General features: G+C 38.3%; 16 protein-coding genes. 14 read left to right on the top strand and 2 right to left on the bottom strand.

Translation table 11 applies throughout. The features are described from left to right. The 11 genes from AB5123_RS12275 to AB5123_RS12325 all read left to right on the top strand — a co-directional run. A partial coding sequence (locus AB5123_RS12275; protein ID WP_368364885.1) for a recombinase family protein occupies window positions 1-1,251 on the top strand: 1,251 nt, incomplete at its 5' end. A 107-nt stretch (window positions 1,252-1,358) separates the two neighbouring features. Beyond that, complete coding sequence (locus tag AB5123_RS12280) at window positions 1,359-2,198, top strand: recombinase family protein (RefSeq protein WP_368364886.1); 840 nt, start codon at window positions 1,359-1,361, stop codon at window positions 2,196-2,198. A 37-nt stretch (window positions 2,199-2,235) separates the two neighbouring features. After that, the gene (locus AB5123_RS12285) at window positions 2,236-3,876 is read left to right on the top strand and encodes a recombinase family protein (RefSeq protein WP_368364887.1); all 1,641 of its coding nucleotides are present in this window, start codon (window positions 2,236-2,238) and stop codon (window positions 3,874-3,876) included. 64 nt (window positions 3,877-3,940) lie between these two features. Further along, window positions 3,941-5,044 carry an amidoligase family protein gene (locus AB5123_RS12290; RefSeq protein WP_368364888.1) on the top strand — a complete coding sequence of 368 codons (1,104 nt, stop codon included), beginning with the start codon at window positions 3,941-3,943 and terminating at the stop codon, window positions 5,042-5,044. Window positions 5,045-5,057: 13 nt separating this feature from the next. Continuing rightward, the gene (locus AB5123_RS12295) at window positions 5,058-5,561 is read left to right on the top strand and encodes a gamma-glutamylcyclotransferase family protein (protein ID WP_368364889.1); all 504 of its coding nucleotides are present in this window, start codon (window positions 5,058-5,060) and stop codon (window positions 5,559-5,561) included. Between the two features lie 13 nt (window positions 5,562-5,574). After that, window positions 5,575-5,808, top strand: coding sequence for a hypothetical protein (locus tag AB5123_RS12300; protein WP_368364890.1), 234 nt, complete (start codon window positions 5,575-5,577; stop codon window positions 5,806-5,808). Window positions 5,809-6,062: 254 nt separating this feature from the next. After that, on the top strand, window positions 6,063-6,932 hold the full coding sequence (locus AB5123_RS12305) for a sce7726 family protein (protein ID WP_368364891.1): 870 nt from the start codon (window positions 6,063-6,065) through the stop codon (window positions 6,930-6,932). A gap of 5 nt (window positions 6,933-6,937) precedes the next feature. Further along, on the top strand, window positions 6,938-7,861 hold the full coding sequence (locus tag AB5123_RS12310) for a sce7725 family protein (protein ID WP_368364892.1): 924 nt from the start codon (window positions 6,938-6,940) through the stop codon (window positions 7,859-7,861). Continuing rightward, window positions 7,861-8,916: an RES domain-containing protein gene (locus tag AB5123_RS12315; RefSeq protein ID WP_368364893.1), complete on the top strand. Its 1,056-nt coding sequence runs from the start codon at window positions 7,861-7,863 to the stop codon at window positions 8,914-8,916. Before AB5123_RS12310 ends, AB5123_RS12315 begins: the two co-directional genes overlap by 1 nt. Window positions 8,917-9,027: 111 nt before the next feature. After that, window positions 9,028-10,308 carry a hypothetical protein gene (locus AB5123_RS12320; RefSeq protein ID WP_368364894.1) on the top strand — a complete coding sequence of 427 codons (1,281 nt, stop codon included), beginning with the start codon at window positions 9,028-9,030 and terminating at the stop codon, window positions 10,306-10,308. A 594-nt stretch (window positions 10,309-10,902) separates the two neighbouring features. After that, window positions 10,903-11,589: a hypothetical protein gene (locus tag AB5123_RS12325; RefSeq protein ID WP_278946428.1), complete on the top strand. Its 687-nt coding sequence runs from the start codon at window positions 10,903-10,905 to the stop codon at window positions 11,587-11,589. Here the strand turns inward: AB5123_RS12325 and AB5123_RS12330 are convergent. Then, entirely contained in the window at window positions 11,586-11,771 is a 186-nt protein-coding gene (locus AB5123_RS12330) for a hypothetical protein (protein WP_022288254.1), read from the bottom strand. The two genes, AB5123_RS12325 and AB5123_RS12330, sit on opposite strands and share 4 nt — an antisense overlap. Window positions 11,772-12,005: 234 nt before the next feature. On the opposite strand from AB5123_RS12330, the gene AB5123_RS12335 reads away from it, so the two are divergent. The 3 genes from AB5123_RS12335 (at window position 12,006) to AB5123_RS12345 (ending at window position 15,102) form a co-directional block, all read left to right on the top strand. Continuing rightward, complete coding sequence (locus tag AB5123_RS12335; RefSeq protein ID WP_337812562.1) at window positions 12,006-13,757, top strand: 1-deoxy-D-xylulose-5-phosphate synthase; 1,752 nt, start codon at window positions 12,006-12,008, stop codon at window positions 13,755-13,757. 16 nt (window positions 13,758-13,773) lie between these two features. Further along, complete coding sequence (locus AB5123_RS12340) at window positions 13,774-14,310, top strand: flavodoxin family protein (protein WP_337812561.1); 537 nt, start codon at window positions 13,774-13,776, stop codon at window positions 14,308-14,310. Window positions 14,311-14,415: 105 nt separating this feature from the next. After that, the gene (locus tag AB5123_RS12345) at window positions 14,416-15,102 is read left to right on the top strand and encodes a DUF2461 domain-containing protein (protein WP_337812560.1); all 687 of its coding nucleotides are present in this window, start codon (window positions 14,416-14,418) and stop codon (window positions 15,100-15,102) included. A 434-nt stretch (window positions 15,103-15,536) separates the two neighbouring features. Here AB5123_RS12345 and AB5123_RS12350 read toward each other — a convergent pair whose 3' ends face one another. Then, complete coding sequence (locus AB5123_RS12350; protein ID WP_270763049.1) at window positions 15,537-16,466, bottom strand: AEC family transporter; 930 nt, start codon at window positions 16,464-16,466, stop codon at window positions 15,537-15,539. Window positions 16,467-16,731: the final 265 nt, after the last annotated feature.

Here is a 16,731-nt window from a genome sequence, read left to right on the forward strand (position 1 = left end):
TCTATCAGCCGTTTCGCAAGAAACACAAAGGACTGCCTGAAAAATATAAGGGAGCTTAAAAGCCTTGGAATAACAGTATTCTTTGAGAAAGAAAACATTGATACCGCAAAACTGACTGATGAAATGATGATAACCATTATGGGCGGTCTGGCTCAAGAGGAGTCCACTTCGATTTCACAGAATATGCGGTGGAGTATTCAAAAGAGAATGAAAAACGGAACGTATAAAAATGCTACTCCGCCGTTCGGCTTTAAAAAGGTAAACGGTGATTTGGAAGTTGATGAAAATCAAATGCAGATAGTTCGTCAGATGTTTGAATGGTATGTCAGCGGATACGGTTTGCAGGCAATTGCAGACAAGCTTAACAGTATGAATATACAAAGCGGCAAGCAGTCGGTTTTGTGGAAAGCGGATAATGTGAAATACGTGCTTAAGAATGAACGATATATTGGCGACGCTCTTTTTCAGAAAAGTTACGTTACCGAAACGCTGCCGCACGTTAAGAAAAGAAATTACGGAGAGAAACAGAAATACTATGCAGAAAATGTTAATCCGCCTGTTGTTGATAAGGATATTTTTCATAAGGTGCAAGTATTGCTTTTATCTCGACATAGAGATTTTGTAAGCAATGAATATGCATTGTCCGGGAAAATTTGCTGCGGTAAATGCGGTGCGACATATAAGCACAGAAATCGAAAAAGCGGTGCATACTGGATATGCCGTACACATGATGTTAATGCATCGGATTGCGAAAACGGAAGTATACCGGAAAGCAAAATCTATTTGGCTTTTATCCGTTTGTGCAATAAGCTGTGGCACAATTACAAAGTTATTCTCATGCCACTCCAAACAGCATTGCAGGATTTGAAACTGAAAAAGTTCAGCGGTCAAACGCAAGTAATGGATATTCACAAAGAAATTGCCAAGTTTCGAGAACAAACTCATGTTATTGCAAGGTTGAAAACAAAAGGATTTCTTGACGAGTCTAAATACATTGAGCAGACTAACGAGCTTACTGCGAAAATCAATAAATTGCAAACCGAACTGAAAAAGCTAACATGTTTCGATGACGAGGACGAAACTCTTGACCAGATAGAAATGCTGATTGACTTCTTTGAAAAGAGAAAAACTCCTATGACCGAATTCGAAGAATCAACATTTGAAAGTATAGTTGAGAAAATCGTGGTTATAGATCAGCATGAACTGGAGTTTCATTTGATAGGTGGATTGAGGTTCAAAGAAAAGATATAGCTAAGAGTGCCTTGTAGTTCAAATTGCAGGGCATTTCATTGTTGCTATTGATAATAGCTTTTTAGGAGAAAATGTGATATCCTTGTAGTCTGAAAGGAGTGAAAATAATGGCAAAGAATCGTACAATACCATTCGGCTACTGCATGAATAACGGAGAGATAACGACTGATCTCAAAGAGGTCTGCGCTGTTGCAACAATTGTCAACGAATATCTTTCAGGCTGCAGCTTACTGCAAATCGCAAAGCGAATGGAATCCAAAAAAATCCGATATACAGAGAATTCCGAACATTGGAACAAAAACATGGTCAAGCGGATAATAGAAAATGAAAAGTATCTCGGTACTGAAAAATATCCGCAGATAATTGATGAGGATATTTTCAGACGAGTAAATGAAAAGCGTGTGAGGAAAGCAACTACGTTATGCGTTATCTCGGAAGATTTACATGAAATAAGAAAGCGTACATACTGCACCGAATGCGGTCACAAACTTTCAAGGATAGGCGGCAATTCAAAGTATGAGCATTGGGACTGCAGAAATTCCGATTGCTATAAATTTGAATATCGGCTTACAGACCAAATGATAATAGGAGCAGTGCTGACCGCTCTGAACTCGGCTATTGAGAATCCGAGTCTGTTGGAGTCGGGCGGGGAAATAAGCACATATTCTCCTACTGCGGATATAGTCCGACAGCAGAATGAGATAAATCAGATGACTGATTCTTCGCAAGTGGATTTTGACAGGGTAAAAGCGGAAATCTTCAAGCTTGCCGAGATGAAATACGATTGCTGTACTTACAATGACAGTCCGCAGAAAACAGAAGAACTCAAGGCTATGCTTGGAAATCACGAACAACTAAATACGCTTGATATTGGCTTGTTTAAATCCTGCGTAAGCAAGATTTGGATAAGTCATTTTTGTACCATAGAGGTTGAGCTTATCAATTGAGTGAGAATTAAAAATATAACTGAGAGGGTGAATGAAAATGAGTACAGCGCCGAATGTAACGATAATTCCTGCGAAAGTGCAGACAGCAGAAAACAGGGATAAATATCATCAACTGAGAGTAGCCGCATACTGCCGAGTATCCACCGAACAGGAGGAACAGCAGAATTCATATCAAGTTCAGATCGCATACTACACCGATTTAATCAACAGAAAAAAGGAATGGACGCTGGCAGGAATTTTCGCTGATGAGGGTATCAGCGGAACTCAGACAAAAAAGCGTACCGAGTTTAACCGTATGATTCGTATGTGCAAAAACAAAAAAATTGATCTTGTAATTACCAAATCCATAAGTCGATTTGCACGAAATACAGTCGATTGTCTTGAATATGTTCGACAGCTGAAAGACTTGGGAATCGGAGTAATTTTTGAAAAAGAAAACATAAATACCTTAACAAAAGAAAACATAAATACCTTAACTATGACTTCGGAATTTATGATTGCTTTGTACGGCAGCTTTGCTCAGGCGGAATCCGAATCCATAAGTAAAAATGTTTCATGGGGAAAAGAAAAAGCTTATCGTGAGGGAAAGGTGCAGTTTCAGTATAAATATCTTCTGGGCTACAAAAAGGGGACGGACGGTAAGCCTGAAATAGTTCCCGAAGAAGCGGAGATCGTGCGACTGATATATACGCTGTTCCTTGACGGATATAGCATGACCAGAATCAAAAAAATTCTTGAAAACAAGGGATATTTGACCGCACAAGGCAAAAAAGTTTGGAACGAATCTTTAATAAGAAGCATCCTCAAAAACGAAAAGTACGTGGGAGATGCACTCTTGCAGAAAACTTTTACAAGCGATTGCATAACGCACAAAGTCGTGAAAAATCATGGAGAACGTCCGATGTATCTGGTTACGGATCATCATGTTCCGATAGTTGACCGTGACACTTACAACAGGGTTCAGCAGGAGCTTGCAAGGCGTTCCAGTAAACGAAAAGTTTCAGATAAAACTACAACTGAACAGGGAAAGTATTCAAGCAAATACGCACTTACCGAATTGCTTATCTGCGGTCACTGCGGTACGCCTTATCGCAGAACTACTTGGGCGGCTCGTGGAAAAAAGCAAATTGTCTGGCGGTGCATCAGCCGTCTGGAACACGGTAAAAAGTATTGCCCAGATTCTCCTACGATAAAGGAAGAAAATCTGCATCAAGGAATCATAAAAGCGATTAATAATTACTACTCATGCCGTAACGATATTGCAAGAATTCTCAAAGCAAACATTGGAACGGTTCTTGAATGTCAGGGGCAGGAAGAAATTATCGCTGCCGAAAACAGACTTAAAGAAATCGACCGAGCAAGAAACGAATTAGTTGGACTGATAGCAACAGGCGGTTGTGATGAAGATAAGCTTGACAGTGAGTTCGCAAAGCTTTATGGTGAGGAACAGCAGCTAAGCGAAAGACTTACCATTCTGAAATCACAGAACAAGACCTCCGCCGAAACTCAGGCAAAGCTCAATAAAATAATGGATATGATAGAGCATGAAAAGTTCGAGTTGGAAACTTTCGATAATGTGCTGATACGAAAGCTAATCGAGTGTGTAAAGGTTCTTAGCAAGAATGAGATTTTGGTGATTTTTAAGGGTGGATATGAAGTCAAAGCAGAAATGGAATAGCGATTAAAATTTACGGCTTGCAGAATTTAAAATCTGCAAGCTGTTTTGGTTGGGAGGTGCTACATTGGCGAGCAATTTTGAAGGTATAAAAACAAGAAAATTCGGAATTGAAATAGAAATGACCGGGTTAACTCGTTGTCAAGCGGCGAAGGCAATTTCAAGAGTTCTAGGCAGTGAGGTTGTCCATGAGGGCGGAAGTTATGACAAATATGTTGTGACGGATTCAAAGGAGAGAAATTGGTCTGTTGTTTATGACGGAAGTATAAGATGTTATAACGCAAACGGCGACCATGCTTCCAAATCATACAGCGTGGAACTCAATTCTCCCGTTCTGGAATATGAGGATATTCCGCTGCTTCAGGAAGTTGTAAGATCACTTAGAAAAGCAGGCGGAGTAACCGGTCCAAGATATTGTGCAGGCACCCATATTCATATTTCAGCAGACGATTATACACCGCAACAGATACGCAATCTTGTGAATATTTTTGCAAGCAAAGAGGATTTTCTATGGGACGCTTTGCAGGTATCTTCTGCCCGTGAATCCTACTGCCACAAGATGGACAAGACATTTATAGAGGAAATTAACCGAAAAAAGCCTAAAGATATGGAATACATAAAGAGGCTTTGGTATCATGGCAGAATGAGCGAGCAGTTTCAGCACTACTCGACAAGTCGGTACGTTATTTGTAATTTACACTCATTCTTTCAGCATGGACATTACGAGATAAGGGCGTACAACGGTTCTTTTCATGCAGGAGAGGTTCGCAGTCAAATCGTTTTGGCATTGGCAATATCAAATGCTGCAATGACAAAAAAATATTGCTCTCCTCATGTTTCGCAGAGTGATAATATGCGGTATAGTTTTCGAGTGTGGCTACTGGGTTTGGGGCTTATAGGTGATGAGTTCAAAAACTGCAGAACTCACTTGCTTAAGCATCTTGATGGCGATATTGCATGGCGACATCCAGAGGATGGAATTGCCGCAAGAGCAAAACTTAAAGAGAAACGTGAAGCAGAACGACAAACCGCCCGTGAGCGGCGTGTTGAGCCTGTAAGCGACAACAGCACACAAATCGAAAATATACCCGATGAAAACATTGAGCCGTCAGAAAGCGAATGTGAGGACTTTGAAGAAGATGAAGAAATGGACATGGAGATGTCAATGTGATAGGAGGTAAAACATGAGTAAAAAACAGTTATATATTGCTTATGGCAGTAACATTAATCTGGAGCAAATGAAATATCGATGTCCGCATTCAAAGATTGTGGGAACATCGGAAATAAAGGATTATGAGTTGGAGTTCAGAGGCGTTGCGACGATCGTTTCAAGCAAGGGTTCGACCGTTCCTGTTCTGATCTGGGAGCTTGATGAAAGAGATTTACCGACTCTGAACCATTACGAAGGCTATCCGAGGCTTTACAGGCAGGAAAAAATGTCTTTTGAATTGAGCGGAAAAACTTGTACAGGCATGGCTTATCTTATGAATTATGGAAAACTTGCTCCGCCGAGCCGACAGTATTACAACACTATTTTGCAGGGATACAGGGAGAGTGGTCTTGACGAAAAGTATTTGCAAACCGCACTTGAAAATGCGCTGGATATTGAGAATTCCGTAAGTGACGAATTAGGTGATGAAGAGATTGAAGATTACGATTATGACGATGATATGCAGATGAAATTTTAAGGAGAGTGGTTGAATGAAATACAAAGGATTTTATGTAAAGATAACTCCCGATACAGATTTGCATCGGGAGGATAAGGACGGGAATGATGTTCAATGTAACGGATTTGTTATTGAAGTTTTTGCTGATGAGTCTGAAAGGGTTCAGATTGATGTTTTTTCGGCTGCGGTGGATTTTGAATTGATGAAAAATAGTCTTGAAGAGGCGGAGCAGTTTGCTAAGGATTATATTGATTGTGAGGTAAAGTAATAGTCATAATATGATGAGGTTTAATGGAATAATTGCTTAAATAGGTATTGATACTAAAGATGAGTATAGCTTAGATATTGAACGAATGTAAATCTGGGAAGTGGAAATTGTTTTAGTAAGATAATTTAGCGCCTTTACTATTAACAAAATATTAAATTAATGTTATCATAATATGCTTGTTAAAATATCTGCTTTGATATACAATATATTTTAGAAAGCTATGCTTATTTGTAATGAAAGGAGCGAAGGTTTCTATGCCAGATAATAGTAGAGTTATTAATCGTGTGTTTACACGCACTGTAATGAACGACTTGATAAAAAATGGACATAGTGAAGTCTTTGATGTGGTTGTTCAACGTTATGTAAATGATCCGGAAGGAAAAAATCACGGTGAAATAATTAGTGAGATATATTCACATTTAAGTGATTCGTATAGGAATGAGTATTATTATATGAATACCTTATTAAATAAGCTTCTGGTTGGAATACACAGCGTAAATACAACAACTGCCCTTTCACAAATTAGAATAGCAGATCATATAGCTGATTTTGTTATGATAAATGGTGAGGGACAGGTATATGAGATTAAATCCGATTTGGATAATTTTGAACGATTAAATGATCAATTATACGATTATTTTAAAGCATTTAGCAAAGTATCAGTTTTGGCATCAGAGCATGAAAGAGAACATGTTGAAAAGGTTTTGGATAAACTAGGTGATATGGGCGATTCAGTTGGTATTTATGTTCTATCAGAAAATGATACTATTTTTAGTAAAACTAGTGGTAGGCAGCCCAAACAATACGATGAAAATCTGGATTATAAGACAATTTTTTCTTTGTTAAGAAAAAAAGAATACGAAAACATTATTTTAAATTATTATCATGAATTGCCTAAGGTTGCACCAGTTTTCTTTTATAGAACGTGCCTGGAACTTTTTAAAAAGATCCCAATATTAGATGCTCAGAGGCTAGCATTTCAAGAGTTGAAAAAAAGGAACAGAATATCTAAAATAGTTTTTGACAATATACCAAGCGAATTAAAAGCCGCAATTTATTTTTCAGGACTTTATAAAAATAGTTTTGATTTAAATGTTATGCTTAATACAACATATAGGAGGTAGTGTTTATGTTTTTTCCATATTTCAGAGGCAGACAATATGAATTATTGGCGTTAAAAGAGCTTGCACAAAAGGGACTTATTAGCAAATATGTAATCCCAGTTGTTGAACCGATAAAGATAAGCCCTACATTAAAAAACACAATACAATCTTTTGAAAAAGCAGGCTTAAAATTTGCAATGATCTTAAATCCAACTGTGGGTGATTTTAATGATTCGGATATTTCATCTTTGTTGGAAATTATGAATGATAGTATTATTCCGGCAGTTATTATTAACGAGCGTGCTGAAGAAACACTCTACAATATTGAACACAAAAAAGGTTTGACTAAGGATAAAGTGCTATCTGTCCTGAATAGTCCTGATTATGTGGAAGATTTCCAGGATATATATATGGAGGATGCCCCCAAATATGTTCTTTTGCCGGACGAAAGACGTATGCGACGTGCGGTAAAAGAAAATAAAGTGTTGTTCGAAGATAAATTCAATAAACAGCCTAAGAATTCTGATTATCTGAAATGCGAAGATGAACCGTTTTCTGAAGATCATTTATATTTTAAAGATGAAGGATATAAGGGGTTTGGCGATTATTCTATTGTCGGGGATAATTACGAAGAAGGTGGTTTCTCCCCACGTGCTGTTGCTATTCACATCGTATATGTATCAGATGATAACAGATTGAGAATACATCACTTTGTTTCTGACTCAAATTACGATATAACGGATGTGGCTGGAAAATTCTACGAGGCAGTATCTAAACTTTCACTTTGGTATAAAAACGGTCAGGAAAAACAGAATACAAATGCGTTATCTACACTTCTTGATTTTGCTCAAAAGGGATACTATCCTGGTTTGCCAACAATAAAAAAATTATCAATTATGCATCACTTGGAACTTGTAAATAAATATTTAACGACAGAGGTATACAAATAATGAAATGCTGCATTGATTGTTTCAAGGATAGTGAGATTCGTGAGATAATTCATAAATACGGCACAAGTGGAAATTGTGATTTCTGTTCTGCAAAAAATGTTGATGTTTATGATATATCGAATTTTCCTAACATGATTTCTGATAAAATTATAAGTTTAATACAAATATATTCACCGTCTCAACGTTCTGACGCACGGTTTTTAAAAGAAGTTCTTAGAGATGATTGGGATATTTTTAATGGAGGAGCAGAAGGAATAAAAACACTTCTTACAGCACTATGTCCATTAGAGTCAGAGTTGGATATTGATAAAGATATACTTGTAAAAAAAGTTGCAATTGAGAAATTGCATGATACTGATTATATTAATGATTACGGAGTTGCAAGAGGATTATCTTGGGCTGAATTTTCAGAATCTATAAAACATACTAATCGTTTTTTTAGCAGTAATTTTAATGCAGATGTGTTTTCTTCCTTTCTAACAATGGTTCAGAAAACTTATGAAAAAGATACTAACTTTTATAGAGCTAGAATTTCACCTAACGTAGAAGGTTTTGGTACGGAAAATATGTCTGTACCACCGATAGAAAAAAGAACTGCTGGTAGAGTAAATCCTGATGGAATAGGTGTATTGTATTTATCTACAGATGATAAAACAGTATTAAATGAAACTAGAGTTACGGCTTACGATTATGTTACAATTGGAACATTTAAAAATAAAAGGCCATTAAGGGTGGCTAATATATCTGAAATTTCCAGAGTAAGCCCATTTTTGTATAATGATGAATTTGAGCGCTTCGCACTAAACAGAAAAGTTTTTCAAGAGATGGCATATGAAATTGCGAAGCCAATACGAAGAAATGATAGCCCATTGGAATATCTTCCCACTCAATATATTGCGGAGTTTGTAAAAAGCGAAGGTTATGATGGTGTAGAATATGAAAGCACATTAAGAGAAGGAGGAATTAATTTAGCGTTATTTGATGAATCTTTGGTGGAATGTATTGGTGTTAAAACTGTTGAGATTACTAATGTAAAGTATGAATTTCGAGAATAAGAAATTTTGCAAATTTTGATATATACAAGCAAAGTTTGTTCTATATATTTTATCCGGTATCTAGTTATATAAGCGGTCGATTAGAAAATCATAACTAATGGAGGAGAAACAATGGCAAGTTATTTAGAAGTAAAAGAAGTATTGAAAGACATATTAAATTTAAACACTGATATTAATGAAATTTGCGATATAGTTATGCCAGATCCTTACATCCAGTCGGAAGAAAGAAATATCGTTTTTTCTAACGCTGATTTGAAGAATGCTTATGATAATATGCAGATTTTTGATAAAGAAAAACTTGAAATCTATTCATCTACTTATCGAGAGGTAGCACTTCAGCTTTTGGAACCGTCTATGGTGAGACGAATGATGTATTTAGAAACGATTAGTGATTCAATTAATGGGTTAGAATACTCGTTAGGACCTGCTTCAAGTGAATATTGTGTCTTTTTGTTAAGTGAACTTGCTGAACAAGTAAAAGCCAATGGGATAAGAACCCTTGGAGATATAAGAATTAGAACTCGTATGTTTTTTAGGCATAATAGAAAAATTTCAGAGATAGGCAACTCAATGGAATTATTATCAGATTTTCTTAGAGCGAATACACTTAAAATAAGTTCTACACAGTCTGTTCCTTTGTCAAGATTTAGAGATTACGCGGTATCTTTTGAGTTTCATTTCATGTATAAACAAGGAACTGCAATCTCGGAATATACAGATATACAAGATATGTATTCTATCGGTAATTCTGTTTTTCGTTTTCCAAGAAAGAAATTAGATTCTTCACCACAAAGAATCTACAATAAAGATGTAATTGATTATTACACAATGGCAATGGAATCTCGAGACCCATTTACTGTGTATATTTCATTCTACCATATTATCGAGCATTATTTTGATGCAGTATTTAGAAAGAAACTTACCGAAGAGATAAAAAACAAGATAACACATCCTGACTTTTCGTATAAAGATGAAACTAAGCTTTATGAGTTGGCGAAATATATAAAGAAGCATATGAATAGTGACGATGATTCTGGAAAAGGAAATGAATTTGAATCCTTGAAATATGTATTAATTGAGTATGTAGATATTGACGAGCTAAAAAAATATATTAATAACATTGATGCTACTGCTATAGATTATTATCAAAATAATTTGGTTCCATTTACAACATCAAAGAAAACTAAAATTGCTTGGTCTAATGCTCAAGGAGTTTACACCAATTTAGCAACGCGTATTTATGAAACAAGAAATTCTCTTGTTCATAGCAAAAGCGAAAATACCGCTAATCAATATAGGCCGTATGAGAACAAAAAAGAACTCACTTTAGAAATAGCATTAATAAAGTCTGTTGCAGAATTAGTTTTAATTAATTCTAGCAAAATAATTTAAAAACAATTAATTAAGTTCAACTTCCTATAATCTAATGCATTATTTGAAATTCATTTCTCTAAATAATAATGTAATTAACAAAAGGATAGATGTTAGTTTTTCATACTGTAAGCTATTTTGGTGGTTCTGAAAAAAACAAAAAATAGGTGATTACGTCTCGTCGCTGTTATTATCTATTTTATGCAGACATCACAGTCACTCGCCGTGACGGGATTGTTCCGTTGCGGCTTTGTTGTGTTTTTTTCATTTATCCCTTGCTGAGAGAGTATTCATCTATTTTGTAGTCCCAATACAGAGTGTTTTCTAAGTCGTAGACGTTTTGTCTGCGGCTTTTTTTGTTTATCTGCTACAAATTTTGCAGTATCAATTTGCATAAAGATACAAATTATTGGCGATTTATAAATAAAACTATTTACAAAATTATGATGTTGATTTAAGATATGAGTGTAGTTGCACCTCGCCAAACTCATGAGCGAATATTTTCTCCTTTGCGACAAAGAAAAATAGTCTTATTTACCTCAAACGGGAAAATAATAGGATATAATAAAAGCAGTACCGGAATGCCTGGCACTGCTTCTAAGAAAGGAAATCCATATGATATACAAAATAACCTTGTTTGACGCCAACTTTCCCTCATGCACAAGCGGTACAGCTTCGTTTTTTACTGAGGATATCGACGAATTTGAACACAATTATTTTTCTGATGAAAATGTGGAATCGAACCATCTTGAAGCGCAGAAACAACGCTATTTCCGCAGTAAGGCAGGGGAAATTGTCACCGACTATTACTCCGATGCCCCTGAGCTGAACATTTTTCAGTATGCAGAATATGGCACTATCGAAAAGCGAAAGACTTTTCATTACAATGACAAGATCTTTGAGCTTCACAACGGATATTTAATTCCTTGTCCTATATACGCCGCAGAAGCTATTGTCGAGCTGGCGCAGATAGCGTTTAAAAAGAACCCTGATGAGGAGGGTGAAAAGTATCTTGTGGCAAGATATTCACTGAGCGGAGTGTGCTGTGTGGGTTCTTCTTTGGATAAGTTCGAGGACTGCACCCCTTATGGAAATCCTATTATCAAGACCTGCTATCCTGAAGATCTGCCGTACAAAGGTGAAAAAGAAATCTATTCTGATTGCAAACTGTCAACATTTGCATGGGTGGAGCTGTATCAAACCTGTTTCAAGGGCGACAATGTCAACGGCTATGAGATAGAAGAGCCTACAGAAGAACAGCTTGCGTGGATAATGCGTGATATTCCAGGGGAGGCAGGCTAGTCTGCAGTGATGACACTGCCTATATCAATGTCGTTTTCTCTGAGATACCGGTCAGCTATTTTCAACCATTTTTGTGTGCCGTCAGAGCTTTCGATCAAAACACTGCACATGAGTTCGCTGTCCTCCGGTATGCCCTCGCAGCCGTAATCCTCTTCACTTATGTCTATAACTTTGTATTTCATGCTTTCAAGACCTTTCCGGTGTGATATTGGTGATACTATAATTATAGCACGGCATTAATTTTTTTCAAGAGAAATATACTAAGCACGGCACATGACCGTGCTTTTTTGTTAGGTCGATTGTTAATAAAATGTAAAATATCTCTACAACCTGTTGACTTAGAGCTAACTCCAGGTGGTACAATATAAGTAAGCTAAAGCTAAGAAAAATTATAAGTAAAACAGGAGGAAATGAAAATGTATCTTGAAAAAATAAACTTACCTGCTGACGTTAAAAAGCTCACTGTTGATGAAATGACAGCGCTGGCTGAGGAAATGAGAAAGGCTCTGCTTTTTAGGCTCAGCAAGCATGGTGGACATTTTGGTCCTAACTTCGGCATGGTGGAAGCCACTATCGCAATGCACTATGTTTTTGAATCTCCTAAGGACAAGATAGTTTTTGACGTTTCACATCAAAGCTATCCACATAAAATTCTCACAGGCAGAAAGGAGTCCTACCTTGACGCTGACAAGTTCGATGATATCTCAGGCTACACAAACCCAGAGGAGAGCGAGCATGACTTGTTTACGGTTGGCCATACTTCCACTTCTGTGAGTCTTGCAAGCGGTCTTGCAAAGGCCAGAGATCTCAAGGGTGAGGAGGGCAATGTTATCGCTGTTATCGGCGACGGCTCTCTCAGCGGTGGTGAAGCTCTGGAGGGTATCGACTTTGCAGGGGAAATGGATACAAACTTCATAATCGTTGTGAACGATAACGATATGTCTATCGCAGAAAACCACGGCGGTATGTACAGAAATCTCAAGCTTCTTCGTGATACCGAGGGCAAGGCTGAATGTAACCTTTTCAAGGCAATGGGTCTTGACTATGTTTTCGTTAAGGACGGCAACGATATTCCTTCGCTTATTGAGGCTTTTGAGGGCGTAAAGGACAGCAAAAAGCCTGTTGCCGTTCACATTGTAACACAAAAGGGCAAGGGCTATGCTCCTGCGGAAAAGGATAAGGAAACATGGCACTGGCATATGCCGTTCGACCCTGAAACAGGCAAGTCCCTTTACAATCCTGAGGGCGAGGATTACGGAACTGTTACCTGCAATTATCTTCTTGAGAAAATGCAGGCTGACAAGTCCGTGTGTGCTATAACCTCCGCTACTCCGACGGTTTTCGGCTTCACTCCTGATGTCAGAAAGAAAGCAGGCAAGCAGTTTATGGACGTGGGCATTGCAGAGGAACACGCAATGGCACTTGCCTCAGGTATAGCAAAGAACGGCGGAAAGCCTTTCTACGGTGTTTACAGCTCGTTCTTACAGCGTACCTACGACCAGCTTTCTCAGGACGTTTGCATAAATAAAAGTCCTGTTACAATAGCTGTTTTTGCGGCTTCGGTTTACGGCATGAGTGACGTTACTCACCTTGGAATTTACGATATACCGATGATATCAAATATCCCTGAGCTTGTTTATCTTGCACCTGTAACAAAGGAAGAATATCTTGCAATGCTGGATTGGTCCCTTGAACAGAAAGAACACCCTGTTGCAATAAGAGTTCCTGCAAGCCTTGTTTCAGACGGCAAGCCTTTCACAAAGGATCTTTCAAAGCTCAACAAGTATGAGATGACACAGCAGGGAAGTCAGGTTGCTGTTATCGCACTTGGTTCATTCTACGGCTTGGGCGTTGAGGCCGCAAAGCTTATCGAGAAAAAAACAGGTGTCAAGGCTACTGTAATAAACCCTTACTACATAACAGGCATTGACAAGGAAATGCTTGAAAGCCTTAAGGCTGACCACAAGACCATTATCACTCTTGAGGACGGTGTTCTTGAGGGCGGCTTTGGCGAGAAGATAGCAAGATTTTATGGTGACAGTGATGTAAAGACCCTTTGCTTTGGTCTTGAAAAGAAGTTCTATGACCGCTATGACCCTGCCGAGGTGCTGAAAGAAAATCACCTTACCCCTGAGCAGATAGCCGAGGACGTTATAAAAACTCTTTGATATTTGAGGTGACAATATGAAAAATATACTTGTTATATCCGCAAGCCCTAGAAAGGGCGGAAATTCCGACGTGCTTTGCGATGAGTTCATAAAGGGCGCACAGAAGGCAGGACACAAGGTGGAAAAAATATTTCTCAGAAACTTTAAGGTGAACTACTGCACAGGCTGCGGCGTTTGCAACAGCACTCACAAGTGCGTGCAGAAAGACGATATGGCGGAGATAATGGACAAAATGGTGAACTCTGACGTTATCGTTTTTGCAACGCCTGTTTATTTCTACACCATGGACGCTCAGCTCAAGACACTCATTGACAGAACAGTGCCGAGATACACTGAAATGGTAAATAAAGAAGTGTATTATATACTCACTGCGGCTGATACCAATGCCGCTAACCTTGAAAAGACAGTTGTGAGCATAAGGGGATTTACTCTTGACTGTCTTGACGGGGCAGTTGAAAAGGGTATCCTTTACGGCACAGGCGTGTGGGACAAGGGCGAAGTGCAGAGCAGTGCACACATGAAAACCGCTTACGAAATGGGACTTCATTCATAAAATCCATTTGGAAGAGAGCTTGCTTTGGCAGGCTCTTTTTTCTTGATTAAAAATGCAAATCGTGATATACTATAATAAGTTTAGAAACATCAAGGAGAGAGAAAAATGCTATTTAGTGAAGAGGCTATCGGCTTTTTGTTTGAAAATCATACGAGAGATAGCAAGGAATGGTTCAAGGAGCATAAGGCAGATTATCACAGGCTCATAGAAGAGCCTTTTGCGGAGCTTATCACTGCGCTCACGCCTATAATGAACGATATTGACAGCAGGATAGTATGCAATCCGAAAAAGATATCAAGGCTTTACAAAGACGCACGTTACAACAAGGGCGGACCCATATTCAGAGAGAGCGTGTGGTGTTCTTTGAAATGCCAGCGTGACAAAAGCGAATATCACCCTATGCCTGAGTTTTATTTCTATATCTCTACCCATGGTTTCGGCTATGGTTGTGGATATTACAAAACCGACAGAGAAAGCATGGACGAAATGAGGGCGATGATACTTGCAGGGGCGCAGGAATATAAAAAGGCTCGCAAAGCTTTGAAAGCGAACAGCAAGTTCGTTTTGTTCGGTGACGAGTATAAGCGTGACCATTTTCCAAATGCCAGCCGTGAGGACGCTTTGTGGCTCAATAAAAAGGATATCGGTGTAAGCTTTGACAGTGAAGACCCTAAGCTGCTTTTCAACGTGAACTTGCTGGACACAGTATGCAGTGACCTTGCTTCTCTTGGAGATGTATACAGATTTTTTATGAGGGCGGAGGATAATATTTTGCAGAAAAAAGTAAAATAGCGGAGAAATTGTGTCTTGTTTGAGAATGCTTTCTGACAATTTTGTGTAAAACGCTATAAATTTTCTGGTTGTTTTATTGAAATATACAATTTATATGCTATTTGTTCAAAGAAATATTGACAGTGAATTGATTATATGTTATACTTTTATTATCCGAGGCACCGATGAAGTAAGGTGTATACTATGGGTGGATAAAAAATTATAAAGGCAAGACGTTTGAAATCTATTGAACGGTGTTGTCATGAAGGGGATCAGTGTGTGCGGCAGGCTTTTTATAGAATTACCTGCGGTGCAGCAAAAAGAGTGATAAAAAAATGCTCTCCGAGGTTTTCGGAAAGCATTGCAGAGCGTAGCTTATTTATCTTTTCACAGCCTGTGCAGCGAAATGCTGACAGGTCTTTTTGTTTATATGGATATGTTTGCTTAGGCTGACTTTAAATATGATATGTAAGTCTGTCGGCAAAGATAGTTATAAGCGGCAGAGTTACAGCACTGAGGATAGTGGTGATTGTAAAGATCTCTGAGGCTGTTTTAGGGTCCTTGTCAAGGTTTACAGCGAACATTGTACACATGGTCGCAGCAGGGCAGGCGGCGGCTATGGTAACTGTCATAAGAACTATCGGAGGAGGATCAAGTATCCACATTGCAAAGAAACCTGCCACAGGGAGTATTATGAGCTTGCACAGTGAAACGTAGTAGATACGGCGGTTTTGAAGGGCTTTCAAAACGTTGGTCTGTGCGGCTGTTGCACCTGCTATCACCATGGCGATAGGCGTGTTCATATCTGCTATGTACTGCAAAGCTGTTGCAGGAACTTTCGGCAGTCTGATATTTGTAAGATAGCAAATAAGACCGACCACAACGGCTATAACTGACGGTGAGATAAGGGCTTTCACAAGAGAAGAAAAGTCACGCTCGCCTTTCATTGTCATAAGTCCGTGAGTCCAGATAAGGACGTTGAAGAACGTAAGATACGCTGTAAGATACAAAACGCCCTCTGAGCCGTAAATGCCGTTTATAAGAGGTATGCACATGAATGCACAGTTTGAATATATTGACGAAACACGCTCCACCGCAAGGTCGGGAGTCTTTTTTCTTATAAGAACATAGGTGAGCAAGATAGTCACTGCATAGGATATCGCTGACAGCAGAAACGACCACAGCAGACCATGAACAAGGGTCTTGTCATATTTTGACTGATAGGACATGAATATAAGCACAGGATTGATTATATTCAGTGCGAATGAGGACAACTGTTTTGTACCGTCCTTTGTGATTATCCCTTTTAAATAGCAAAATGCGCCTATAATAAGGATAATGAACATTATTATTATTTGGTTTCCGATTATCAGACCTGCTTCCATTTTTACTTCCTCTTTCACATATATTTTTCTTCTTTAGGTGTTCTTTCGTCATAATACCCAAATATTATATCAGACTTTTGTGAAAAAAGCATGAACTCACAGTATACATTGATAGGCGATTTTTGTGTTTTTTATGTGCGTAAATAAGGTAAAATAGCAAATAATTCATCGATCTTTACGCTCTGCCTTATGTAGGTTTGTCAATCATATTGGACACTATTATTAAGAAATTCGATAGGCGAAAACCATTTGAGGGGACGCATAG

This window comes from Ruminococcus sp. RTP21204st1_B2_RTP21204_210225 (genome assembly GCF_040914135.1).
Taxonomy (GTDB): domain Bacteria; phylum Bacillota; class Clostridia; order Oscillospirales; family Ruminococcaceae; genus Hominimerdicola; species Hominimerdicola aceti.